Source organism: Microbacterium sp. As-52 (assembly GCF_049949185.1).
Taxonomy (GTDB): domain Bacteria; phylum Actinomycetota; class Actinomycetes; order Actinomycetales; family Microbacteriaceae; genus Microbacterium; species Microbacterium maritypicum_A.
This window is the reverse complement of record NZ_CP188171.1, coordinates 1,072,887-1,096,613: the sequence shown is the minus strand read 5'-3', so window position 1 is coordinate 1,096,613 and position 23,727 is coordinate 1,072,887. Positions and strand designations below refer to the sequence as shown.

The following is a 23,727-nucleotide window of genomic DNA, read 5'->3' as shown; positions in this document are numbered from 1 at the left end:
CCGGGTGCTGCCGAGGCGCCCTAGCGCTTGGCGCCGCGGCGCTTGACCCGCACGGCGGCGCGGAACGCGTCCGCGTGCGCGCGGCCGGCGTCGGCCCAGTCGCGGCGGGAGAGATCGGGCGAGCCCGTCAGCGTGGTCGCGGACCGCCACGCCTCGACGACGGTCGGCGCATCGAGATCGCCATCGTACATCAGCACCCACTCCGGTCCGACTTCGCGTCCGAGAGCCTCGTTCGCCTCGTTGCGGGGGACGAGCACCGGTCGGTCCATCGACAGGGCGGCGAGGACGCTGCCCGAGTTGTGCATGAAACGGTAGGCCAGCACGATCAGGTCGGAAGAGGTCGCGAGCTGGACGAGTTCGGCATCGCTCAGGAAGTCGAGGTGGAGCTCGACGCCCGGGAGATCCGCGGTCCGCGCCCGGAGGTCGTCGCCGAGCTCAGGGGTGGACGGCCGCCCGCCGATCCGCAGGCTCAGCGTCGGCTCGACCGTCACGGCCTCGGCATAGGCATCGATGAAGCCCTCCAGACCCTTGTAGCGACGGATGCCGCCGAACGACCCGAGCTGCCCCGTCACCCGCTCCGCCGAGGGGAACTTCGCGTACCAGCCGCGGTAGTCGCCGTGCAGGATCAGGCTGTGCGGGGTGCCGGGGGCGAGCGGAGTGGTCTCGTTGATGACGATCCGGTAGTCGGTGTGGCGATCGATGAAACGCAGCAGCCACAGCCGAGGCGCGTTGTCGTCGGGGAGTTCGATGTTGTGCACGGTGCGCACCACGGCGATGCGACGGGAGAGGCGGTGTCGGAACACGAGCGCCGTCGTGAGGAGGAACTTGCCCGTGGACTTCCACCACGTGGAGCCGTGCAGCTTCGCCTCCGGCCAATGCCAGTGGAAGGCGTCGTAGCGTCCGAACAGAGCCGTCCCCCAGGAGAACCGCAGGCGGGTCAGGCCCTCCGTGGATCCGAGCGCCTCATCGAGCATCTTGTTGTACGGGTTCGTCGTCGGACGGGGGGCGCCCAACGATTGCATCACGCGGATGCTCGATGCGGTGTCGGTCATGGTCGTGTCATCCTCCGATGGGCGACGGTACTCGTCATAGCGGCGGCCGAGGGCGGCCGCGATGGTGCCGCGGCCGCGGTGCACGAGGCGGGTTCCTCTGGCGTGGTGGGTGATGTTCGAGGTCAGTGTTCCGAAGATCCTGCTCAGGCCGCCGACGACGATCCGGGCCACGCCGCCCACCAGGGCCTTCAACCGCAGGATGCCGCGACGGATCTTCCCGTCGGTCAACATCAGCTGGATGCGGGTGCCGGCATTCGCGGAGCTGTATGCCCGTTGCGCCGCCCAGGCGCGGCTCAGGCGCGACGCGACGACGAGATCCTCTGTCTCCGATTCGTTGCACCACACGATCAGGCCGCCACGACGTGCGAGCTGCCGCGAGAAGAGCGTGTCCTCCCCACCGCCCAGACCGAGGGACGGATCGAAGCGCAGCCCGAGCCGACGGACGGAACGGAGGTCGAGCAGCAGGTTACCCGCGGCGGCCACCTGCAGCACGGTGCCCGTCCGTCTCGGCGGTCGCCGGAACGTGCCGGACGCGAGCAGCCACGGGTCGACGTCCTCGTCGAAGACCGAGATCACGCGGCCCATCACGGCGTCCGCACCGTGTTCGCGCCAGACCTCGATGAGCGAGGAGAGCCATGCCTCCCGAGGGATCTCGTCGTCGTCGATGAAGGCGAGGAGATCGCGATCGGCGCTTTCATCCAGGATGCGGTTGCGCGCGGCGACGATCCCCGGTGCGGGTTCGACGACGTAGCGGACAGGGAGATCCGCGTCCGCGGCGATGCTCCGCGCAGAACCCGCGGGGTCGTTGTCGACGACCAGCACATCCACCGCGACTCCGAGGTCGGCGCATTCGGCGATGCGTGCGGGGAGCGTCCGGAGCAGGGCCGCCAGAAGCTCGGGCCTCCGGTACGTGGGTACGCCGATCGTCACAGTGATCATGTCGTTCGATTCCGGTCCCCTGCTCATCCGCCCCATCCCCATGGCAGTATCGCGCCTCGACTCCGACGCCGGCTCATCGTATCGTGAACCCCCTGATACCGATCTGCGGGGGCTGCTCTCGCGTATAGTCGTTGTCCTGGGAGTCGACGTCGGTCGCGACTCTGGGGAATTCGACCGACGACCCGAGGCGATCCGTGACCCGGATCCGGGGGGAGGATCGCGTGTCAATCGAGCACGGACGGCTTGCCGTCGTCGTCGTCAACTACGCCTCGGCGCGGCTTCTGCAACGCAATCTGGTGACCGTGGAGCGCGAAGCGCGGGCGATCGATCCCGACGTGCTCGTCCTCGTCGTCGACAACTGGTCGAACGCCGACGAACGGCGTGCCGCCGGCGAAGTCGCCGACGCGCACGGCTGGCTGCTGATCGAATCGGAATCGAACTCGGGTTTCGGCGGCGGCGTCAACATCGGTGTCACGCGCGCGCTCGCCGAGGGGGCGACCGACGTGCTCGTCATCAATCCCGATGCGCACATCGACCGCGACTCCCTGCGTCGACTCGCTTCCGTCACCGCAGCCTCACGCACCACGCTCGCTTCGCCGGTCATCACGGATTCCGATGGAAGAACCTGGTTCGCCGGCATCGACCTCCTGCTCGACGACGGCACCATGCGCGCACGTCGCAAGCGCGTCGACGGCGATGCGCAGCCGTTCGAACCTTGGCTGAGCGGGGCCTGCCTGTGGATCACGCGCGAAGTGTGGGAGCTCGCCGGCGGTTTCGACGACGACTACTTCCTGTACTGGGAAGACGTCGACTTCTCTCGCCGCGTGGTGTCCGCCGGCGGCTCGCTGATGCTCGTCGAAGACGCCAATGCGGTGCATGATGAGGGCGGCACGCAGCGCGCCGAACCCGAGACCTCCCGGGCGAAATCCGAGGGGTATTACTACTACAACATCCGCAACCGGATGCTGTACGCGGTGCGTCATCTCGACGATGCCGCGGTGCAGCGCTGGCGCCGGTCCATCCCCCGCACGGCCAGAGAGGTCATCCTCCGAGGTGGGCGACGGCAGCTGATCCAGTCGGCCGCACCGATCCGGGCCTATCTTCGCGGTGTCCGCGAGGCCCGTCGGATCGCGCGGACCCACGCAACGGTCCAGAAGGGCAGGAAATGGTCGTAGACGCATATCACCGTCTCGCGCGTGCGCAGAAGGGGCACGCCCGAGGGGCACCCGCGTACTCGGTGTACGTCAACCGTCGTATCGGGCGGGTGCTCGCCGCCGTGGCCTACCGGATCGGTCTCACCCCCAACCAGGTGTCGATCATCAGCGCGGTGCACTCGTTCGTCGCGATCGGACTGATCGCGTTCGGTCCCGTGAACGTGCCCATGGGGCTGCTGATCGCCCTCCTTCTGGTGCTCGGGTACGCCTGGGATTCCGCGGACGGCCAGGTCGCACGTCTGCGCGGCGGGGGAAGCCCCCAGGGCGAGTGGCTCGATCACTTCATCGACACGATCAAGATCGCCTCGCTCCATCTCGCCGTGCTCATCGGGCTCTACCGCGTCCTCCCCGAGACGCCTCTGCTGCTGTTGATCCCGATCGTGTTCAGCATCGTGGCCACGACCACGTTCTCCGGAATGCTCCTCAACGACCTGCTCAAGGGAAAGCACGCGGTGGCGTCGACCCATGAGCGCGGCGGCGGGACCCTGCTGCGGTCTCTCATCCTGCTGCCGACCGACTTCGGTCTCGTGTGCCTCGTGTTCGTCCTGTGGGGATGGACCCCGGCGTTCCTCGTCGGCTACGGCGCACTCTGCGCGGCCGCCGTCCTGTTCCTGGCACTCGCCGCGGTGAAGTGGTTCCGCGAGATCGGAAAGCTCGGGGAGGCCGCATGACCGACGAGAAGATCCTCGTGGTCTGCGCCGCCAACGTCTGCCGGTCGCCTCTGGCCGAACTCGCGTTGAGGCGGGGGCTCGGGGCGGATTCGCCCCTCTCGGTGAGCAGCGCGGGCATCCGAGCGAACGCGGGCGACCCGATCTGCTCGGCCGTGGCGTCGTTGCACGACGACGAGGAGTGGCAGGCCCAAGCCCGGGCGCACCGGGCGCGACCGGTCACGGTCGAGCAGATCGAGCAGGCGAGCATCGTGCTCACGGCTTCGCGCGACATCCGTGGCGAGCTGGTGCGACTGGCACCGCGGTCGCGTGACTGGATGTTCACGATAAAGGAAGCCGCTCACCTCGGTGAGGGCTTCGCGTCGTCTGCTCCGGATCGGGTGGCGGAATATGTCGCCCACCTCGACCGGGGTCGATCGAGAGCCGTTCCGTTGGCCGCGTCCGGAGGTGTCGGGACCCGCCTGCGGCAGCTCTTCGGAGGCCGCACGACCGTCGACCCGACGAGCATCGCCGATCGCCACGGAAGCCGCGGACACCTGGAGACGATCTCGGAGGTCGAGGCCTCCGTCGCGACCATCCTGGCGCAACTCGGAGGACATCGGCGACACTCTACTTGAGCGAACACTTGCGATATTCCGGTCCTCGCACTACGATTAGCCGACGCCGCGTTCTACGCGGTTGAAGGGGACCCGAAGCCGAGGGGGCTTTGGGAACGGGGAATCTGGGTTCTGGGGAGCTGCAGTGTTCAAAGTTTCATCATGCCGTTCTGGGGACGGCTCTTCGCGCTCACTACGAGCGATGGTCGTCGCGCCGTTGGTGGCGCTCGCACTCGTCACGGCCGGCTGCACCGCAGCGCCTGGCGCGTCCGAGACGCCGGCGCCTGAAGGCACCAGCACCACCGACTGGACGCCGCCTTCCGACACGGAGACCGAAGGGCCCACCGAGGCTCCGGCGCTCACCGAGCAGAGCGGGGCGCTCGACGCACCGATCGCGCTCTCCACCGACATGGTGGTCACGATCGACAAGATCTCGACGACGACCATCAAGCCCGAGACGCCCGGCGAGTACGCCGGCTCCGCAGTCGTCGTCACGCTCTCCGTGTCCAACGACTCGAAGCGCGCGCAGAGCGTCGATTCCGCCGTCGTCAGCCTCGTCACGGACGACGGCGACATCGGCGTCTCGACCACCGCCGGTCCGAACGAGCCCCTGCAGGGCGAGCTCGCCGCCGGCGCGAAGGCCACGGGGACCTACGTCTTCATGCTCGACCCGACTCAGGGCCGCTCGGTGAAGATCAGCGTCAACTACGCCGCAGGAGAGCCGGTGGCGACGTTCGCCGGCCAGCTCTCCTGACGCGCACGCATTCTTTCGCATCACTTTCGGTTTTTCATCGCACTAACTCAATTTCGAAGAAGAAAACTGGCGGCTGGGGAGTCACTATGGGGAACACATCGACCACGAGGCGGGCGCTGAGCGCGCTTGCGTCTGTCGTGACGGCGGCATTGCTCGTCGCCGGCATGACGACACTGGGTGCACAGGCGGCGTCGGCAGACGTCCCGTCGACACCACCGCCCCTGCTGCAGCGCGACGACAACGTCGTCACGTCGGATCCGATTCCGACCGTGCAGATCGACAACGGCTACGTCTGGTCTCAGACGACCATCGGTTCGACCGTGTACGCGGTCGGCAAGTTCGACAACGCCCGTGCGCCCCTGGCTGCCCCGGGAACGAGCCTGACGGCGCGTTCGAACGTTCTCGCCTATGACATCAACACCGGCCAGCTGCTGTCGTTCGCCCCGCAGGTGAACGGCGTGATCAAGGCTGTCGCCGCCTCGCCCGACGGGAGCCGCATCTACATCGGCGGCTCCTTCAACTCGGTCAACGGTCAGGCGCGCTGGAACTTCGCGGCCCTCGACGCCGTGACCGGTCAGCTCGTCCCCGGATTCTCGCCGTCCATCGGCGGCAGCGGCGTCTACGCGCTGGCCACCTCGGGATCGAGCGTCTACGTCGGCGGCCTGTTCACGCAGGGCAACGGAACGGCTCGCAAGAACCTCGCCGGCTTCAACGCCGCCAACGGTGCCCTGCTGAGCTGGGCACCGCAGACTGACCTCCAGGTCGACGCGATGGTCATGGACCCCGCGGGTCAGAACGTCATCGCCGCCGGCCGCTTCTCGCAGGTGAACGGCGACCTGACCATGCGCGGCACCGTCGCGCTGGACAAGACGACCGGTGCCGTCGACTCGTCGTGGGCGCTCCCGCAGACGGTCAAGAACGGCTCCAACACGGGCAGCAACTCGGGCAAGGCCGGCATCTTCGGACTCGCCGCCGATGCCACGGCCGTCTACGGCACCGGCTGGGTCTACGCCGACGCCGCCACGGGAAACCTCGAGGGCACGTTCGCGGCGGAGGCCGGAACCGGACAGGTCCGCTGGATCGCCGACTGCCTCGGCGACCACTACGGCGTCTACTCGACCGGCAAGGTCGTCTACACGACCAGCCACACGCACGCGTGCGGCACGATGAACCTGCACCCCGAGCAGAACCCGCGCACGCACCGCTACTCCGAGGCGTACACGGCCGATGCCCGCGGTTCGCTGGGCAACCAGCCCGCAGCCGGCGGCACCTACAAGAACTGGGCGGGCACCCCCGCGCCGTCTCCCTACGCCTGGACGCCCGACTGGGCCGTCGGCGTGACGACGGGCCTGGGTCAGGCCGGACTCTCCATCACCGGCGCCGGCAACATGATCTCGATCGGCGGCGAGTTCCGCTCGGTCAACAACGGTCGATTCGAGGGCCTAGTGCGCTTCTCGACGAACCCTCCGGGCGGAGCCAAGGACGGACCCCGCCTCGCCGCGGCCAACTGGACAGGCACTGCGCAGTCGTTCATTCCGGGTCGCGTCCGCGTCTCGATCCCGGCCAACTGGGACCGCGACGACCTGACGCTCACGTATGAGCTCCGTCGCACGGGCACGGCGACCCCTGTCGCCACGACAACGGCGAACGGAACCTGGTGGAACCGACCGGCCGTCATCCTCGAAGACAAGACCGCCACGCCGGGGTCGCAGCAGGAGTACACGGTCGTCGCGAAGGACGGCAACGGCAACACCGTGAGCAGTCAGGCGATGTCCGTGACCGTCGCATCGGGCACGGTCTCGAGCTACACCAACGCGGTCATCACGGATAGCCCGCAGCTGTACTACCCGTTGGGCACCGCGCCGCAGGACTGGGCGGGGGCGAACCCGCCGGTGTTCGGCTCGGGCGTGACGTCGTCGACCTCCGGTGTCGAGAACACCGCCACCGGTGCCTCGACCTTCTCCGGAACGAGCACGGGACGAATCTCGTCGACCGACAAGATCGCCGCCCCGACGGAGTTCTCGACCGAACTGTGGTTCAAGACGAACACGACGACCGGTGGGAAGCTTCTCGGCTACGGGAACGCGGCCTCGGGTGACTCCACGAGTTACGACCGTCATCTCTACATGACGAACAACGGTCGGCTGGTCTTCGGCACGTACAACGGCAGCACGCAGACCGTACAGAACTCCACGGCGTTGAACAACAATGCGTGGCACCATGCTGTGGCCACGCAGAGCGCTGCCGGCATGAAGCTGTACATCGACGGCGCTCTCGTCTCATCGGCAGCCGGTGCGACCACTGCCGAGAACTACGTCGGCTACTGGCGCGTCGGCGGGGACAACCTCAACGGCTGGCCGTCCGCGCCGAGCTCGATCAACTTCAAGGGTGCGCTCGACGAGGTCGCGGTCTACCCCTACGCGCTGACCGCTGCACAGGTGCAGACGCACTACGGCATCGGCAAGGGCTTCCAGCCGCCGACCGCCGCCTTCACCGCGACGCCGACCGATCTCGCGGTGGCGTTCGACGCCAGTGCATCCGCACCGACCGGCTCGGCCACGATCACCGGCTACAGCTGGGACTTCGGTGACGACTCGGCGACGGCCACCGGCCAGACGGTCTCGCACACCTACACCGCCGCGGGAACCTACACGGCCAAGCTCACGGTCACGGACAGCAACGGGCTGGCCACCACGACCGAGAACCCGGTCGTGGTCCAGGCGGCGAATGTGCTGCCCACCGCCTCCTTCGAGGTCACGGGCACCGGTCTCTCGGTCTCCGCCGATGCCTCCGCCTCCACCGACTCCGACGGCACGATCGCTTCGTACGACTGGAACTGGGGCGACGGATCGACGTCGAGCGGCCAGGTCGCCAGCCACGTGTACGCCTCGGCGGGCACGCGCACGGTGACCCTGACCGTCACCGACAACCGTGGTGGCACGGCGACCACCACGCGTGAGGCCGTCACGACCCATGCGAACCCGGTCGCGACGTTCACATCGACCGCGTCGGGGATGAACGTCGACGTCTCGGCCGCAGGGTCGAGCGCGTCCGACGGGGCGACGCTCTCCTACTCCTGGAACTGGGGCGACGGAACGCCTGCGGGTACAGGGGCGACCGCCGGCCACACGTACACCCAGCCGGGTGCGCATGACATCACCCTCACGGTCACCGACAGCCTCGGCGGCTCGGCGAGCGTCACGAAGTCCGTGACCGTTCAGGCGCAGGTGTTCGCAGCATCCGACTCGTTCGGCCGCGTCGTCTCGAGTGGCTGGGGCGCGGCTGATGTCGGCGGCACCTGGGCACCCATGAGCGGTTCGGCCGCCGTCACCTCCGTCGCCGACGGCGTCGGCAAGGTGAATCTCACCCCGGGTGAGACCCGCGAGATGCTGTTGCAGGGCACGTCGCTCCTCGACACGTCGGCGCGGATCACCTACTCGCTGGCCTCCGGACCGTCGACGGGTGTCGCGTACGAGGGACTCGGCGCACGTCGCTCCGGTTCGAACGGCTACCGTGCGCTCGCATGGCACCGTGCGGACGGCACCACGTGGCTCGTGATCCACCGCAACGGAACGGCCATCGCCAGCACCGCGGTCGCCGGTCTCACGTGGACCGCGGGAAGCACTTTCAACCTCGCCATGGAGACCACGGGTTCCGGAACCACGACGATCCGCGCGAAGCTGTGGGCGGCCGGCGCTGCAGAGCCCGCCAACTGGCAGCTCTCGACCACGGATGCGACGCCGGCCCTCCAGGCCGCCGGAGCCCCGACGGTGTTCTCCTACCGAGCCGGCAGCGCGACCGGCACCAACCTCGCGAGCTTCGACGACTTCACGCTGAAGAACCTCGGAGCCGCGACACCGCAGCCCGAGCCTCAGCCGACGAACGTCGCGCCGACCGCCGCGTTCACGGCGACGGCCACGGGCCTGACCGTCAATGTCAACGGCGGAGCGTCGACCGACTCGGACGGCACCATCGCCTCCTACGCCTGGAACTTCGGAGACGGAACGACAGGCACCGGAGCGACGAGCTCGCGGGCGTACACGGCGGCGGGCACCTACACGGTGACCCTCACGGTGACGGACGACAAGGGCGCGACCAACACCGCCACCCAGCAGGTCACGGTCACGGCACCTCCTGTCGAGCCGCAGCCTGAGCCCAACCCGGCAGCGCTGGCGAGCGATGAGTTCGACCGCACCGCTGGTCCCGGCTGGGGGAGCGCGGTCACCGGCGGTGCCTGGAGCATCGCCGGAGGCTCGCAGGCGGCGGCGACCGTCGCCGACGGCCAGGGCAAGCTGAGCCTGGTCGCCGGAGACACCCGTCATGCGACGCTCAACACGACGTCGATCGGTGATTCCCTCCTCGAGACGCAGTTCCGCGTCGATCAGGCTCCCGCCGCAGGTGGCGCCTACATCGGAGTCATCGCCCGTCAGACGGCCGCGGGGAAGTACTTCGCCCGCGCGTGGCTCCGTCCCGACGGAACCGTGTGGCTCGTGGTCCACCGTGAAGGGACTGTGGTGCTCACGCAGGCCGTGCCCGGGCTGGTCTGGGCGGCGAACACGTCGTACAGCCTGAAGGTGTCGGTCACCGGGTCGACCTCGACCGCCATCTCGGCGAAGATCTGGGCGACGGGTACCACCGAGCCGGCGAACTGGCAGATCAACGCGACGGATGCGACGCCGCTGGCTGCGGGAGCGGTCGGCCTCAGCGGCAACCGGTCGGGCAGTTCGACGGCGCCTCTGAACGTCTCGTTCGATTCGTTCCGCGTCACCGCGCCCCAGTAAGATCCTGACGCATGGCCACTGCTGTTCCGATCGCGCTCCTCGCCGTCGGAGGAATCGCAGCAGTGGCCATCGTCGTGTTCGTGCTCCGGCTGATGCCGCGCACCGCTTTCGTGGCCTGGGCGTGCGTGCTCTTCTTCGTGCCGCTCTGGGTCGGCGTGAACGTCGGCTTCTACTGGGCGGCGATCACGCTGCTCACGGCTTTGATGATCATCGTCAACTGGTCCGTCGTCCCTCTGCGCGCCGCGGATGCCTGGGTCGTGGCGTTCATCATCGTCATCGTCGGACTGTACGGCTTCGGCTCGGTGGACCTTCCGTCTCTCGTCGCCGCGCTGCTCGAGTGGGTCATCCCTTACCTCTGGGGGCGCGTCGTCCTCGCCCGCGTCGCGCCGGGGTGGGTCACGTCGACGATCGCCGTGGTCGCGATCATCGCCGCGGTCCTCGGCATCGTCGAGTTCTTCACGTCGTTCAACCCGTTCGTGCTGATCCCGGGATCGGGCGTCATCTACGACACCTGGAGCCCCCTGCAGGAACGCGGCGGGGTCTTGAGGGTGGAAGGCGCGTTCGGGCATTCGATCGCCCTGGGAGCGGCCCTGGCGATGTCGTCGGCGTTCATCGTGGCGACGAAGTGGCGTCTGGTCCCGAAGATCGGCGGCGTCGTACTCATCGCCGTGGCGACGGTCCTGACGTTCAGTCGCGCGGGTCAGCTCACCCTCGTGCTCACTCTGGTGCTGTCCACGTTCCTGATCGTCGGGGTGTCCACCCGGTTCCGGGTCGCGATCGTCACCGCCGGCGTCATCGGCACCGTCATCGCGATCCCGATCATCGACTCCGTCTTCGGGGCGGCGGGCGATGAGGCCGGCGGCAGCGCGGACTATCGGACCGACCTCCTCGTGCTCCTCCAGCAGGTGCAGCTCTTCGGCAATCCGGGGGACTGGCATTCGCTCGTCTCGGGTGACTACTACCTCGGCTACTTCGCGCGCTCCGTCGACAACGCCCTCGTCCTCACCCTGCTCCGCTACGGCTACGTGCCGACCCTGCTGATCATGGCGGCGATCGTCTGCGCGGCGATCATGACCGTGCGACGTTCGACCCGGAGCCCGGCGTCCATCGCCGTCGTGGGGCAGCTGCCGAGCCTCGTGGTGGTCGCACTGATCACGCAGTACAGCATGTTCCTCTGGTTCTGCGTGGGGCTCGCGATCACGTGGGCCCGCGACGCCGACGCGCTCGGTGGAAGGCGCGAGGGACCTGTGGAGATACGGCGGGGATCGCTCGAGACTTCGCGCCCGCCCCGTGGCGCCGTGGAGCGCCCTGCACAGTCATGAAGTCGTGGAATCGAACACTCCTCTAGAATCGAAGTCTGAGGGGGAATGGGGAGTCATGGGCGAGAGCCGGGTGAGTCTGCGCGTCATCGCCAGCTCGTTGCGCAAGTTCTGGTGGATGGTCGTGCTCTTCGGGGTCGTCGGGGCCGCGGGCTCCTACGGGTACGCCTCGCTGCAGACCCCGCTCTTCCAGGCGACGACCTCGCTCTACTTCGCTCTCAATCAGGGCACCAGCGCCTCCGACCTCAACCAGGGCTCTGTGTACACGCAGAGCCAGATGCTGTCCTTCGCGCAGCTCGCGACGAGCTCGCGGGTGCTCGATCCCGTCATCGAGGAGCTCGGTCTCGACACGACGCCGCGCGCTCTCGCGCGTGACATCGAGGTCACGATCCCGCAGAGCACCGTGACGCTGCGCATCACAGGGATCACCGATGACGCGAAGGCGGCCGCCGAGCTGGCCGACGCCGTGGCCGAACAACTCATCATCGTGGTCAAGGATGTGGCGCCGAAAGACCCACAGGGCGAATCCACGATCACCGCTCAGGTGATCGATGATGCCGTCGTGCCCGAGTTCCAGTTCACACCGAGCAAGCCTCGCGACGCCCTCCTCGGAGGTTTCCTGGGTGGCGTCCTCGGACTCGCCATCGCGGCGTTGATCGGTGTGCTCGACACCCGCATGCGCACCGAGGAGACGCTGACCGAGGCGGGCGGCGACCCTGTGCTGGGCGTCGTCTCGAAGTCTCCGCTGCTGGCCATGCGCGGTATCGCTGTGGCCCAGGAGCCGCTGGGCCACACCTCCGAGGAGTTCCGTCGCATCCGCTCGGCGCTCGCCTACGCGAACGTTTCCTCACGGGTGAAGGTGCTGCTGGTGACGTCGGGCATGCCGTCCGAGGGCAAGTCGACCGTCTCGGTGAATCTCGCCATGACGCTCGCCGGGCTGCGCAACTCCGTCCTGCTGATCGACGCCGATATGCGGCGGCCGCGGGCTCACGAGCACGCCGGCATCGACGGCTCGATCGGACTCACGAGCGTGCTGCTCGACGAGGTCGAGTTCGAGGTGGCCAAGCACAGCGTGGCAGACAGCACACTCGACATCCTCCCCGCCGGCACCATCCCGCCGAATCCTGCGGAGTTGCTCACCTCCGCTCGCATGGCGCAGCTGCTCGACTTCGCTGCGGCGGAGTACGACTACGTCGTGATCGATTCTCCGCCCATCCTGAGCGTGGCGGACGCGAACCTCTTCGCCACCCAGACCGACGGCGTGATCCTCGTGGTCGACGCGACCAAGACCCGTCGCGCCGCCCTCGCGAAGAGCGTCAAGTCGCTCGAATCGGGTGGCGCGCGCATCCTCGGCACCGTCCTGAACCGTGCTCGTCCGGATCGACACCGCAGCGAGTACTACAGCGACTGACGCGATGCCTCGACGCGGAAACACCGCGCAGGCGACGGAGTATATCGGTGTGACGCTGTGTTCGTTTGTCTTTGCCCCGGTAGCCGGGTATTCTTCATGAGTTGCGAGGGGGACTCGCTCTTTGCTGCCGGGGTCTAAACTGCGGCGGAGATGCGGGGTGATCATGAATCTGCCCCAGAAGACGGTGACATCGTGTCCACTCCGTTCCTCGATCTCGCATCACGCGAGTCCGCGACTCCGCCTCGGCGACGCTCTCGAAAGCTCCTCGCAGGTGCACTGACGGCCACCCTTGCGCTCACTGCCGCGCTGACAACCGTTCCGTCGTCGGCATTGGCCGACGACGCCGTGACTCTCGCACAGTCCCAGGCATCGGCGGACATCCCGGTCATCGACGATGACATGGATCGCGCCGTCGGCTCCGGATGGGGCTCGTCGCCCGAGGGGCCCTGGCGCGTCGTGGAGGGAACGGCGAGCGTGACAGGCGCGCAGGCCCTGCTCGCGAGCCGTAAGCCCGGAATCACCGCCCGAGCGACCGTCGACGGTGTCGCCGCGACCGACGTGGACAGCCGCTTCTCGCTGACCGTCCCCGAGCTTCCGGTGGGAGGGCCGCTCTACCTCTCCCAGGCTGTCCGCGTGTCCGGTGCCGACTCCTATGGGGTGCGTGTGCGCGTGCATCCCGACGGCTCTGCCTATGTGTCGATCGTGCGTCTCACGGACCTCATGCGCGTGCAGCACCTCAGCGAGCGCAGACTCCCGCTCACGGTGACGGGCGACACCACGCTGACCGTGGCACTCAGCGTCACCGGCACGAGCCCGGTGGAGTTGGGCGCCAAGGCCTGGGAATCGGGCGCTGCGGAGCCGACTGACTGGCAGGTGACGTACTCCGACGATTCGGCTGACCGGATCCAGGCGGCGGGTGGCTACGCCTTCTCGCTCTACACGTCTTCGGGTGCTCGGACCGCCGTTCCGGTCGGAATCGACGACGTCTCAGTCACCACTCCCACCACGGTGCCGGAACCTTCCACCGAGCCCACGCCTGCGCCGGAGCCGTCGCCTGCGCCGGAGCCGACGCCTGCGCCGGAGCCCACGCCTGCGCCGGAGCCGACGCCTGCGCCGGAGCCGACGCCTGCGCCGGAGCCCACGCCTGCGCCGGAGCCCACGCCTGCGCCGGAGCCGACACCATCCCCGTCGCCCGAGCCGACGGCCTCGCCGACTCCGGCTCCTACGCCGAGTCCGACGCCGACTCCGACTCCGACGCCGACGCCGACTCCGACTCCGACTCCGACTCCGACACCGGCGCCCGAGCCCGAGCCGGTGCCGCCGGGAACGCCGGAGGGCGTGCGCGGGACTCCCGGTGCCCATGCGCCCGGAACGCTCGCCTACGACGCCCCGGCGACGGCGGTCTATGTCTCTCCCTCGGGAGTCGACGGAGCCTCGGGAACCAAGAACTCGCCCGTCAGGACGGTCGCTGCCGCGCTGCGCGTCGTTCCGAACGGAGGGACGATCGTCCTGCGCGGCGGTTCCTACCACGAGGAGATCGTGGTGCCCGCGCAGAAGCGGGTCACGATCCAACCGGCACCGAACGAGTCGGTCTGGCTCGACGGTGCGAAGCCGGTCACGGGGTGGAAGGCCTCGGGACGCACATGGGTCGTCGAGGGCTGGAACACGGCTCTCGACGCCAGTCCGACCTACACCAAGGGGGCGCCGGACAACACTCAGGCCGAGTGGCGCTTCGTCGATCCGGCCCACCCGATGGCCGCACACCCCGACCAGGTCTGGGTCGCCGGGGTGCAGCTGCGGGAGGTGGCCTCTGCATCGCAGGTCTCGGACGGCACCTTCTTCGTCGATGATGCGGCCAAGCGCCTGGTGATCGGAACGAACCCCACGGGCGCATCCGTCGAGGCGAGCGTGCTCACGCAGGCTCTGTCGATCCGCTCGGCAGGCAGCGAGGTGCGTGGAATCGGCGTGCGCCGCTACGCCACCAGCGTTCCGCAGATGGGCACCGTGATCGCGGCAGCCCCGAACGTCGCGCTCACCGACGTGACCATCCGCGACAACTCGACGACGGGCTTCTACTCGTGGGCCCCCGGGACGACGCTGACCCGCGTGTCGTTGATCGGGAACGGCCTGCTCGGAGGAGGGGCTTCGCAGGCGGATGGGCTCAGAGTGACCCAGATGCTCTCGGTGGGCAACAACATGGAGCACTTCAACGATTCCCCGGTCTCCGGCGCCTTCAAGGTCACGCGGACTCGCGGGGTGACGGTGACGGACAGCGCATTCACCGGCAACGACGGACGAGGACCGTGGTTCGACGAATCGGTGCTCGACATCGCGTTCACAGGCAACGACGTGATCGGCAACACCGGCCACGGCGTCATGGTCGAACTGTCGGAGCGGGCCGTGGTGGCCGACAATGTCATCGCCCGAAACGGCGAGTTCGGGCTGTTCGTGCTCAATTCCGGCAATGTGAAGATCTGGAACAACACCTTCGTCGGCAACGGCAACCGGAACATCAGCATCGGGATGGATGCCCGACGCGCGTCCGACCCGAACACGCCTGGCCACGACCCGCGCACACGGTACGCGCCGCAGGCCTCCTGGATCGTGCGCAACGTCGTGATGTCGAACAACGTCATGGCAGAGAGCGCCGGAAACTGCCTGGTCTGCGTGCAGGACTTCTCCATGCAGTACACCGGGTCCCAGATGGTGTCGAGCGTCAACGGGAACCTCTACCAGCGCACATCGCCGGGGACGCCCCGATGGTTCTCCGCGTGGTCGAAGGGATCGGTCTCCAGGGACCCCGCCGTGAGCGATACGCTCGCCGGGTTCACGGCCACGACGGGTCAGGACCGTCGTTCGCAGTTCATCGAGGGTGCTCCGGTCGTCGATGGCTCCTTCGCGCTGCTTCCGCCGTTCGCCGCCGCCCAGGGCTCAGTTGCCGTCCCGGTGCCGTCTGATATCGCCTCAGTATCACGACTCCCCGGCAGCAGCACGACGCTGGGGGCCCTGCCCCGGTGACGATGTAAGCATGGGCTCTCTTCTCGCCGTCGGCGCGCGTGCGCTGACGATGGTCATCGCGCTGGTCTGTGGCGTCCTCACGACCCGGATGATCATCGGCGGTGCCGGCGTCGACAGCTTCGCCCTGTACACGCTGCTGACGACGATCCCCTCTCTGCTCACGTTCACCGACCTCGGCAGCGGGGCGGTTCTGGTCAACGCGGTCGCGACGAGCGAGAACGTGCGCACAGACGAGAAGCTTCGATATCAGCTCACATCGGTCGGTCGCGTTCTGCTGATGTTCGCGGCGACGGCGATGGCGATCAACACGATCCTCGTGCTCACCGGAGCCTGGGAGCTGGTGTTCGGCGAAGCAGGCGGTCGCCCCGGCGCTTCGCTGGCCGCGTTCTACTGCGTCACCATCTTCTGCCTCGGCATCCCCCTCGGGGTCTGGGCGCGGATCATGCTGGGGCAGCGCCGCAACCACATCGTCATCCTCCTCCAGGGCCTGATCTCACCCCTGACCATGACCGGTGTCTGGCTGATGCTGACGTTCGGCGGTGAGAACCTTCACTCCTTCGTCGCCATCGCCTCTTTCGCGGCCTCCTTCATCGTCTCGCTGCTCGGCATCCTCATCACGGCGCGCACGACGTCCCCCCTGATTCCCGCGGCTGCGCGGATGGTCCTGCGCCCTCGGCGGTATCCGGGAGTCCGGGTGATGGACGTGGGGTGGCCGATGCTGGCGCAGATGGTGACCTATCCCATCGCCGTGGGTTCCCAGCGGTACGTGATCGCCCAGCTCGGTGGTCCCACCGATGTGGCGGAGTACGGAGTGGCGGGACAGGTCTTCTTCGCGCTCAACGGACTGGTGATGGCGGGTGGACTCGCGCTCTGGCCCCATTTCGCGAAGAGTCGACACGACGGCGATCTCCGGCGCGGGCCGTTCCTGCTGTCTGTGCTGTTCGCGTCCGCCATCGCCGTCGCGACCGTGATGGTGTGGCTCGTCGGTCCGTGGCTGTTCGGCTTCATCACGCAGGGTGAGCTCACCGTGCGGCCGAGCACGATATTCGCGTTCGGTCTGATGATCATGATGACCGCGGCGGTGTACCCCCTGGGCATGTTCATCATGGACAAGCCGGGCATCCGCTTCCAGGTGATCCCCACGCTGAGCATGGCCGCCGTCGGCATCACGCTCTCGTTCGTGCTGACCCCGGTGCTGGGAATCGCCGGACCGTTGATCGGCGTCGCCTTCGCGCTCGTCGTCTGCCAGCTGATCCCGTTCTCGATCTACATCGTCCGGAACAAGAAGCGGCTGACGGTCGGAGATCTCGACCCGGTGTAGTCCGATCCGGGCGGATCGACGCCGGAGGCAGTGTGTCGGCGGCCGTCAGCTCAGGACGTGCGCTGTGATGCTCGAGCGGTAGACAGCGGGAGCGTGTCGACGGAGTGCCTCTGCGCGGCTGTCCGCGACGCTCGAGACCATCTCGTCCCAGCGGGTGTCGATATCGGTCAGAGCCGTTGCGATGGAGTCGGGGTCGCCGGCGGTGACGAGCTGCGCAGTGCCGTAGCCGCCTGCCGCTTCCCGAAGACCGCTGCTGTCGCTGGCGATCACGGGGCGCAGGGCGAGGATCCCCTCGACGGCGGTGTTCCCGAAGGGCTCGTCGATCCGCGAGGGGACGAGGAGCACATCGGTCTTCTCCAGGAACGGCCAGATGTCGGTGTGGAACCCGGCGAAGTCGACGGAGACCCCGGCATCGGCTGCCTGTGCCCGCAACTCGGCCTCGAACCACTCGTAGCCTTCGAAGACCGCGCCGAGAAGGGTCACGTCCACAGCGCGTCCGGCGGCGTGCAGTCGGGAAGCCGCCTCGATCACGAGATCGGGCCCCTTGCGAGGGGAGAGACGTCCGATGTAGAGCACACGGAGCGGCCCGTCGGTGTGGGGGCGGGGCGATACCGGATGCGAGGGAGAGGCGACGCCGTTGTAGACGACGTGTGAGCGCCGGGCGAGGGCGGGCAGCGCGGCGTGGATCGTGTCCAGACTGAATCGGCTGTTCACCAGGGTGCGGTGGGAGGCCAGGTGCGGGGAGTAGAGGATGCCGTTGACGAGCCGGTTTCCCGAAGCCTCGGCCTCATGGACGTGGCTCACCGTTCGGATGCCCCGCAGCCGGGCGATCAGCGGCCATTCGGGGATGATGATCGTCGACACGTAGACGACGTCCGGGCGTAGGTGGCCGAGCAGGCGCCACGCGGCACCGAGGCCACGGAAGGTGTCACGGAAGAGTTTGGGCAGCCCTCGGGGCGTCAGGAGGACCTTGCGCAGCACGAGCATCGGGACGATGACGACCTCGACCCCGGCAGCACGCAGTTCCTTCACGAGGAGCCCGGAGCTCGGAAGCGCGACGACGACGCGCGCCCCGGACTCGACCAGGCCGATCGCGCTCTCCAGAAGCATGCGGTCGGAACCGAACAGCTCGGCACCCGGATGCACGAGCAGGACGGTGCGCTGCCCTCCGTTGCCGCTCATGAGCCGTCCGCTCCGGCGTCCGCCGCGGCGGGAGCGGGGGCCCAGTCCGTCTGTCGGCGACGTGCTCGTCGCGCCGATGGGTGGATGGTCGCACGCTCGGCGATCCGATGCGCGAGCGTTTCGTACTCGTCCGCGACGTCGTCCCAGAGGAACCGGGTGCGGGCGATCTCCCGCACCGCCGTGCCCCGTGCCGCGGCGAACGCCGGATCGGCCTCGGCCGCCACGACGTGCGCAGCGACATCGGCGGCGTCGGCGAAGAACCACCCGTTGCCGTCGAGTACTTCGCGGTTGAAGGGAACGTCGAAGCCGATCACGGCGGTCCCGGCCCCCATGGCCCGAAGGAGCGAGGGATTGGTCCCGCCCACGGAATGTCCGTGTACGTAGGTGAGCGCATTCGCGTACAGCGCGTCGAGCAGTTCCTGGTCGTACACGCCACCGACGAGGCGGATCCGTTCGTCGCCATCGGCCACGCGCTGTATCTCCTGGGTGTATCCCGCGCTGTACGGCGCGGAGCCCACGACCACGAGAGGGAGCTTCGCGTCGCTGTCTCGGTAGCCCTCCACGATCTCCAGCACGTGATTCTCCGGCTCGAACCGCGCCACGACGAGGTGATAGCCCTTCGTGCTGAGCCCCATCTCGGCCACGCCGCGTTCGGGAAGCTCGTCGAGGATGGGGGCGCCGTAGCGGATGAGTTCGGTGGGCACATCGAACTGGTGCCGGTAATAGTCGGCGATCCCCGGCGCATCGGCGATCAGAGCATCTGCCGTGCGTACCCCGAACTGCTCGGCCCAGCGGTAGTAGGCCTTGCCTCGTGGCCCCCATTTGGAGCGTCGCCATTCGAGACCGTCCATGTGCAGCGCGACCGGTGCACGACGCAGCCGGAAGAGGGGCAGGAACGGCGAGTTGGCCGCGTTGAAGACGAACGTCGCGTCGGGACGCCGGCGGAACACGAGGTGCAACGCCGACAGCCCGGTGTGGCTCAGCGTCTCGATCTGCTTCACGGGGACGGCAGGAAGATGCACGACCCTCATGCCTAGGTACTCCTTCTCACGCCGCTCGGAGCCGCGGGTGTACACGACGACATCGTGTCCGCGGTCCGCGAGTCGGCGTCCGACCTCTTCGATGGCGGTTTCGAAACCGCCGTAGGCCGCGGGCACTCCTCGGGTCCCCACCATCGCGATGGTGAGGCGGTTCGAATTGCTCATCCGATCAGTATGCCCCGCTGGGCTGCACCATGACCTTGGCGGTACGCCACATGATCTGCAGGTCGTTCATCACGGACCAGTTCTCGACGTACCGCAGGTCGAGGCGGACGCTCTCATCCCAGGAGAGGTCGCTTCGCCCGGAGACCTGCCACAGACCGGTGATGCCGGGCTTGATGTAGAGGCGCCGGAAGACGGTGCCGTCGTAGTCGGTGACCTCGCTGGGCAGCGGCGGGCGCGGCCCGACCACACTCATGTCGCCGATGAGGACGTTCCAGAACTGCGGCAGCTCATCGAGAGAGAGTTTGCGCAGAACCTTGCCGACGCGGGTGACGCGCGGGTCGTCCTTCATCTTGAAGAGGAGCCCGGCGCCCTGGTTCTGTTCCTTGAGGGCGGCGAGCTGCTGCTCGGCATCCGTCTTCATCGAGCGGAACTTGACCATCCTGAAGCGGCGACCGTCACGGCCGACGCGCTCCTGGAAGAAGAAGACCGGACCGGGGGAGTCCAGCTTGATGAGCACGGCGAGCACGGGAGCCAGCAGACCGATCGGGATCAGCGCCAGCGTCGCCACGGCGACGTCCAGTGCACGCTTCAGGAGGTGCTGGCCGCCTTCGTAGGTGGGGATCTGCACCTGGATCAGCGGCAGGCCCTCCACCGGGGCGAAGGAGATGCGGGGACCCGCCACATCGGTGAGTCGGCTGGACAGCACGAGCTCGGCAGCGGTCCCTTCGAGCTGCCAGCTCAGCTGCTTGACGAACTCGGGCTCACCCTCGGGGCGGCTCGCCACGATGATCGTGTCTGCACCGACTTCGGCCGCGACCGACGACACGGAGTTCACGTTCCCCAGAACCGGGAACCTCGTGTCGTCGATCACGATGTCGCGCGCGTTGCCGTCGAGCAGCGTCGCGCCGACCACCTTGTAGCCGGATGCGCCGATCGGGTGCAGCGTCCGGACCACATACTCCACGTCGTCCCTGTTGCCGACGACGAGAGTGCGGGAGGCGAACCTCCCCTGGGAGCGCTGCTTCTGCAGCCAGTGGCGCCACAGCCACCTGGTCACCAGAAGAGTCAGCACACCGACGGGCAGCCCCAGCAGCAGCGTCAGTTGCATCGACTTCCATGCGAGCAGGACCGCCACGATGGCGATGATCCCGAAGGCGAGTCCGGAGGCGTGCACGACGCCCCGATACTCGGTGGCACTAGCGCGGAACAACGCGGCGTCCCGCGTGTGCATCGCGCTGAGCATGAGGTACCACAGCGCGGCGAGCGGAATGCCGTCGCGCATGACCTCGAGCCCGGAGACGCCGGAGGCCAGCTGGACCGCTGCCGTCAGACCGAGCGCGAACAGGATGACAGCTGCATCCGTCGTCCGCAGACGCATCCGATAGCGACGCTCCCACTGACGGCGTCTTTCCAGAGTCGCCGAAGCACGCGGTGTGACCACCGTGCGCGTCACCGACTTGGCAGCTCGCGGAGCCGCGACCGGCACGAAGCCCGTCCGAGCGATGCTCAGAGCATCCTCGACGGAAGTCATGCCGAGGCCTCGTGAGCCGTGAATGTACGCAAAAATCCCCAGTGCGACATGTGTTTCCCCAGTTTCCCCAGACCATGAACCCCACGTTCACGGCATTCGTCTGCGTCCCGACCCCTCGGGTCCTGCTGAAACTCTCCGTGATTCCCACATCACGGAGTGCGTTCTCACCGTCCCACACGGTGAGCGCTGACAGCAGGCACTGCAGACCTGATCCACTGTAGCGGAACATCGTCGCCACGGGAAGGTAATTCTGGTGAATGGACGAACGGGGGCGGCGAGGAGCGCCTGGTCGGGGGCTATCCTGTCGCGGTGACCGCGAACACCGACACTCCACGCTTCCAGCTCCGAACGATGCTGCCGCGCGACCCTTCTCAGCCGCATCGCACCGCGAGCCCGCTCGAACTCTTCTTCGATCTGGTCTTCGTCGTGGCGGTGAGCATCGCCTCCGCACAGCTGCACCATGCCCTCAGCGAAGGGGATTTCCTGCACGGGGTCACCTCCTACGCGATGCTGTTCTTCGCGATCTGGTGGGCCTGGATGAACTTCACCTGGTTCGCCACGTCGTTCGACACCGATGACTGGCTCTATCGCGTCACGACGTTCGTGCAGATGGGAGGAGTCCTCGTCTTCGCCGCCGGCATCCCCGCGGCGTTCAACGAGAGCGACTTCACCATCCCGGTACTCGGATATGTCGTGATGCGCGTGGCGATGGTGGCGCAATGGCTGCGAGCGTCACGATCGGCCGGTGAACTGCGTTCGGCGACGCGCCGGTACGCGTTCGGCATCGCCGCGGTCCAGGTGCTGTGGATCCTGTTCCTCCTGATCCCGGCGGGACCTCTGCAGTTCGCCGCCTTCGTGGTCTTCGCCCTCATCGAGATCAGTGTTCCGGTGTTCGCCGAATTCCGGAGGCAGACGCCGTGGCATCCGCACCACATCACCGAGCGCTACGGGCTGTTCACGTTGATCGTGCTCGGTGAGAGCCTTCTCGCATCCGCGAACGCCATCATCGATGCGCTTCACGAGGTCGAGAGTCTCGGCCCGCTGATCGCGATCTCCGTCCTCACGCTCGTGGTCACGGCGTCGTTGTGGTGGATCTATTTCTGGCCCCCGCATCACCGTGCGATCACGAGCTTCGGCCGCTCGCTGCGCTACGGCTATACGCACTATTTCGTCTTCGCCGCGGCGGCGGCCTTCTCGGCCGGGATCGAGGTCGAGATCGACGTGCTGACCGGGAAGAGCCACCTGTCGAACCTCGCGGCCTCGTTCACGGTGACGATCCCGATCGCGATCTTCCTCGTGGGCATCTGGTGGATCGCGATCCGCCAGAACGCCGATCGCGTGGTGAACACGGTCGTTCCTCTCGGCGCCCTGCTGGTGCTGCTCGATCCGGTGTTGCCGATCCCTGTCACCCTCACCGCGCTCGTCCTTGTCGTGGTCGTGGTGGTGCTGGTGCTTCATCCTCCCGTGGAGTCCACGCGCATGGACGCCACGCGCATAGACAAGGCATAGCGCGGACAGAGGGTTCTGATCGGAAGCTCCGCGACGCTGGGGATAGGCGCCAGACGCCCGTCGACGAGGAGACAGATCATGAGCATCCCGGAACCCACCCAGACCCCTGACGGTCCCGCCTACGAGGGGCGTCTGCTCGACCGTGTGGACGAGGAGGTGGTCGATCAGGGGGCAGCCTTCGACATCCGTACGCTGCTGAGCCGGCGCGGGGTGCTCGGACTCGCGGGGATCGGGCTCGGCGCCGTCGTCCTCGCGGCCTGCGCGCCGGCGGCATCGGGCGGATCGACGAGCGCCGCCACGCCGAGCGCGACCGCGGGGACTTCCAGCGGCGATGTCGCGGGCGTGGGTGAGATCCCCGACGAGACGGCGGGCCCCTACCCCGGCGACGGCTCGAACGGCCCCGACGTGCTGGAGGACGCGGGGATCGTCCGTCAGGACATCCGGTCGTCGATCGACGGCGGGGCGACGGCAGACGGCGTTCCGCTCACGTTCGAGTTGCAGGTGTTCGATCTCGCGAACGGGGGAGTGCCCTTCGCCGGAGTCGCGGTGTACGCGTGGCACTGCACGGCGCAGGGTGGGTACTCGATGTACTCCTCCGGCCTGGAGGACGTGACGTACCTGCGCGGCGTGCAGGTGGCGGATGCGGACGGCAGGGTCTCGTTCACCTCGGTGTTCCCGGGATGCTACTCGGGGCGCTGGCCCCACATCCACTTCGAGGTGTATCCCGACGTCGGGTCGATCACCGATTCGACCGCGGCCATCGCCACGTCGCAGCTGGCGCTCCCCGAGGCGGCATGCACGGATGTCTACGCCGAGGCCGCTTACGACGGATCCGCGAGCAACCTCGCGCAGATCACGTTGGCGAGCGACAACGTCTTCGGTGACGATTCCGCTGCGCTGCAGCTGGCCGCGGTCACCGGAAGCGTGCGGGACGGGTATGCGGGAACCCTCGTGGTGGGTGTCGACACCGCGACTGCTCCGGCGATGAGCGGAGGGCAGGGTGGTCCCGGCGGTGGGGGACAGCCGCCGTCGAACTGAGCAGCGAACGGCGATGAGAGGCCTGTGGGATCGATCTGCTATAGTTATGGTGCAGCGTGTGTGCATCGCCCCTCTCGGCCGCCACGTCGCCACTGATCAGGGCCATTACGGACCGCGCACATCGATGCGTGCGGAATCCGCCCTCGGTCTCACATCTTGCGGAGCGCCCACGCGTGTCCGCCACACAGC

General features: G+C 67.8%; 15 protein-coding genes. 11 read left to right on the top strand and 4 right to left on the bottom strand.

Annotated elements, in window-relative coordinates; all coding sequences use genetic code 11:
- Positions 1–20: 20 nt before the first annotated feature.
- The gene (locus ACLFA2_RS05335; RefSeq protein WP_426622159.1) at positions 21–1,991 is read right to left on the bottom strand and encodes a glycosyltransferase; all 1,971 of its coding nucleotides are present in this window, start codon (positions 1,989–1,991) and stop codon (positions 21–23) included.
- Between the two features lie 221 nt (positions 1,992–2,212).
- On the opposite strand from ACLFA2_RS05335, the gene ACLFA2_RS05330 reads away from it, so the two are divergent.
- The 9 genes from ACLFA2_RS05330 to ACLFA2_RS05290 all read left to right on the top strand — a co-directional run bounded on the left by ACLFA2_RS05330 (position 2,213) and on the right by ACLFA2_RS05290 (position 17,073).
- Complete coding sequence (locus tag ACLFA2_RS05330) at positions 2,213–3,166, top strand: glycosyltransferase family 2 protein (protein ID WP_021198749.1); 954 nt, start codon at positions 2,213–2,215, stop codon at positions 3,164–3,166.
- Positions 3,157–3,876 carry a CDP-alcohol phosphatidyltransferase family protein gene (locus tag ACLFA2_RS05325; RefSeq protein ID WP_021198748.1) on the top strand — a complete coding sequence of 240 codons (720 nt, stop codon included), beginning with the start codon at positions 3,157–3,159 and terminating at the stop codon, positions 3,874–3,876. Before ACLFA2_RS05330 ends, ACLFA2_RS05325 begins: the two co-directional genes overlap by 10 nt.
- A complete protein-coding gene (locus ACLFA2_RS05320) occupies positions 3,873–4,490 on the top strand; it encodes a hypothetical protein (protein ID WP_426622158.1) in 618 nt (205 codons plus the stop codon). Before ACLFA2_RS05325 ends, ACLFA2_RS05320 begins: the two co-directional genes overlap by 4 nt.
- A gap of 181 nt (positions 4,491–4,671) precedes the next feature.
- Complete coding sequence (locus ACLFA2_RS05315; protein WP_021198746.1) at positions 4,672–5,223, top strand: DUF4352 domain-containing protein; 552 nt, start codon at positions 4,672–4,674, stop codon at positions 5,221–5,223.
- Positions 5,224–5,309: 86 nt separating this feature from the next.
- On the top strand, positions 5,310–10,004 hold the full coding sequence (locus ACLFA2_RS05310; protein ID WP_021198745.1) for a PKD domain-containing protein: 4,695 nt from the start codon (positions 5,310–5,312) through the stop codon (positions 10,002–10,004).
- Positions 10,005–10,015: 11 nt separating this feature from the next.
- Positions 10,016–11,326 carry a hypothetical protein gene (locus ACLFA2_RS05305; RefSeq protein WP_021198744.1) on the top strand — a complete coding sequence of 437 codons (1,311 nt, stop codon included), beginning with the start codon at positions 10,016–10,018 and terminating at the stop codon, positions 11,324–11,326.
- Between the two features lie 55 nt (positions 11,327–11,381).
- The gene (locus ACLFA2_RS05300) at positions 11,382–12,734 is read left to right on the top strand and encodes a polysaccharide biosynthesis tyrosine autokinase (protein ID WP_021198743.1); all 1,353 of its coding nucleotides are present in this window, start codon (positions 11,382–11,384) and stop codon (positions 12,732–12,734) included.
- 192 nt (positions 12,735–12,926) lie between these two features.
- Entirely contained in the window at positions 12,927–15,752 is a 2,826-nt protein-coding gene (locus ACLFA2_RS05295) for a right-handed parallel beta-helix repeat-containing protein (protein WP_426622157.1), read from the top strand.
- 10 nt (positions 15,753–15,762) lie between these two features.
- Positions 15,763–17,073, top strand: a complete 1,311-nt coding sequence (locus ACLFA2_RS05290) for a hypothetical protein (RefSeq protein ID WP_021198741.1) — start codon at positions 15,763–15,765, stop codon at positions 17,071–17,073.
- A 45-nt stretch (positions 17,074–17,118) separates the two neighbouring features.
- On the opposite strand, the gene ACLFA2_RS05285 is transcribed toward ACLFA2_RS05290, so the two are convergent.
- Genes ACLFA2_RS05285 through ACLFA2_RS05275 form a run of 3 tightly spaced genes read right to left on the bottom strand, consistent with a single transcriptional unit; the run spans position 17,119 to position 20,991 of the window.
- Complete coding sequence (locus ACLFA2_RS05285; protein ID WP_021198740.1) at positions 17,119–18,255, bottom strand: glycosyltransferase; 1,137 nt, start codon at positions 18,253–18,255, stop codon at positions 17,119–17,121.
- Positions 18,252–19,460 (bottom strand): glycosyltransferase, encoded by a 1,209-nt coding sequence (locus ACLFA2_RS05280; protein ID WP_347124782.1) that lies wholly within the window; start codon positions 19,458–19,460, stop codon positions 18,252–18,254. Before ACLFA2_RS05280 ends, ACLFA2_RS05285 begins: the two co-directional genes overlap by 4 nt.
- Positions 19,461–19,464: 4 nt before the next feature.
- Entirely contained in the window at positions 19,465–20,991 is a 1,527-nt protein-coding gene (locus ACLFA2_RS05275; protein ID WP_297556973.1) for a sugar transferase, read from the bottom strand.
- 351 nt (positions 20,992–21,342) lie between these two features.
- Between ACLFA2_RS05275 and ACLFA2_RS05270 the strand changes: the two genes are divergently transcribed.
- Both ACLFA2_RS05270 and ACLFA2_RS05265 read left to right on the top strand, forming a co-directional pair.
- On the top strand, positions 21,343–22,500 hold the full coding sequence (locus ACLFA2_RS05270; protein WP_031206786.1) for a low temperature requirement protein A: 1,158 nt from the start codon (positions 21,343–21,345) through the stop codon (positions 22,498–22,500).
- Between the two features lie 78 nt (positions 22,501–22,578).
- A complete protein-coding gene (locus ACLFA2_RS05265; RefSeq protein ID WP_021198736.1) occupies positions 22,579–23,538 on the top strand; it encodes an intradiol ring-cleavage dioxygenase in 960 nt (319 codons plus the stop codon).
- The last annotated feature ends 189 nt before the right edge of the window (positions 23,539–23,727 follow it).

Excerpts from the sequence above, each read along its gene's own strand:
- ACLFA2_RS05335 (WP_426622159.1), bottom strand. The coding sequence starts at position 1,991 with ATGATCACTGTGACGATCGGCGTACCCACGTACCGGAGGCCCGAGCTT.
- ACLFA2_RS05325 (WP_021198748.1), top strand. The coding sequence starts at position 3,157 with ATGGTCGTAGACGCATATCACCGTCTCGCGCGTGCGCAGAAGGGGCAC.
- ACLFA2_RS05320 (WP_426622158.1), top strand. The coding sequence starts at position 3,873 with ATGACCGACGAGAAGATCCTCGTGGTCTGCGCCGCCAACGTCTGCCGG.
- ACLFA2_RS05315 (WP_021198746.1), top strand. The coding sequence starts at position 4,672 with ATGGTCGTCGCGCCGTTGGTGGCGCTCGCACTCGTCACGGCCGGCTGC.
- ACLFA2_RS05310 (WP_021198745.1), top strand. The coding sequence starts at position 5,310 with ATGGGGAACACATCGACCACGAGGCGGGCGCTGAGCGCGCTTGCGTCT.
- ACLFA2_RS05305 (WP_021198744.1), top strand. The coding sequence starts at position 10,016 with ATGGCCACTGCTGTTCCGATCGCGCTCCTCGCCGTCGGAGGAATCGCA.
- ACLFA2_RS05300 (WP_021198743.1), top strand. The coding sequence starts at position 11,382 with ATGGGCGAGAGCCGGGTGAGTCTGCGCGTCATCGCCAGCTCGTTGCGC.
- ACLFA2_RS05290 (WP_021198741.1), top strand. The coding sequence starts at position 15,763 with ATGGGCTCTCTTCTCGCCGTCGGCGCGCGTGCGCTGACGATGGTCATC.
- ACLFA2_RS05285 (WP_021198740.1), bottom strand. The coding sequence starts at position 18,255 with ATGAGCGGCAACGGAGGGCAGCGCACCGTCCTGCTCGTGCATCCGGGT.
- ACLFA2_RS05280 (WP_347124782.1), bottom strand. The coding sequence starts at position 19,460 with ATGAGCAATTCGAACCGCCTCACCATCGCGATGGTGGGGACCCGAGGA.
- ACLFA2_RS05275 (WP_297556973.1), bottom strand. The coding sequence starts at position 20,991 with ATGACTTCCGTCGAGGATGCTCTGAGCATCGCTCGGACGGGCTTCGTG.
- ACLFA2_RS05270 (WP_031206786.1), top strand. The coding sequence starts at position 21,343 with ATGCTGCCGCGCGACCCTTCTCAGCCGCATCGCACCGCGAGCCCGCTC.
- ACLFA2_RS05265 (WP_021198736.1), top strand. The coding sequence starts at position 22,579 with ATGAGCATCCCGGAACCCACCCAGACCCCTGACGGTCCCGCCTACGAG.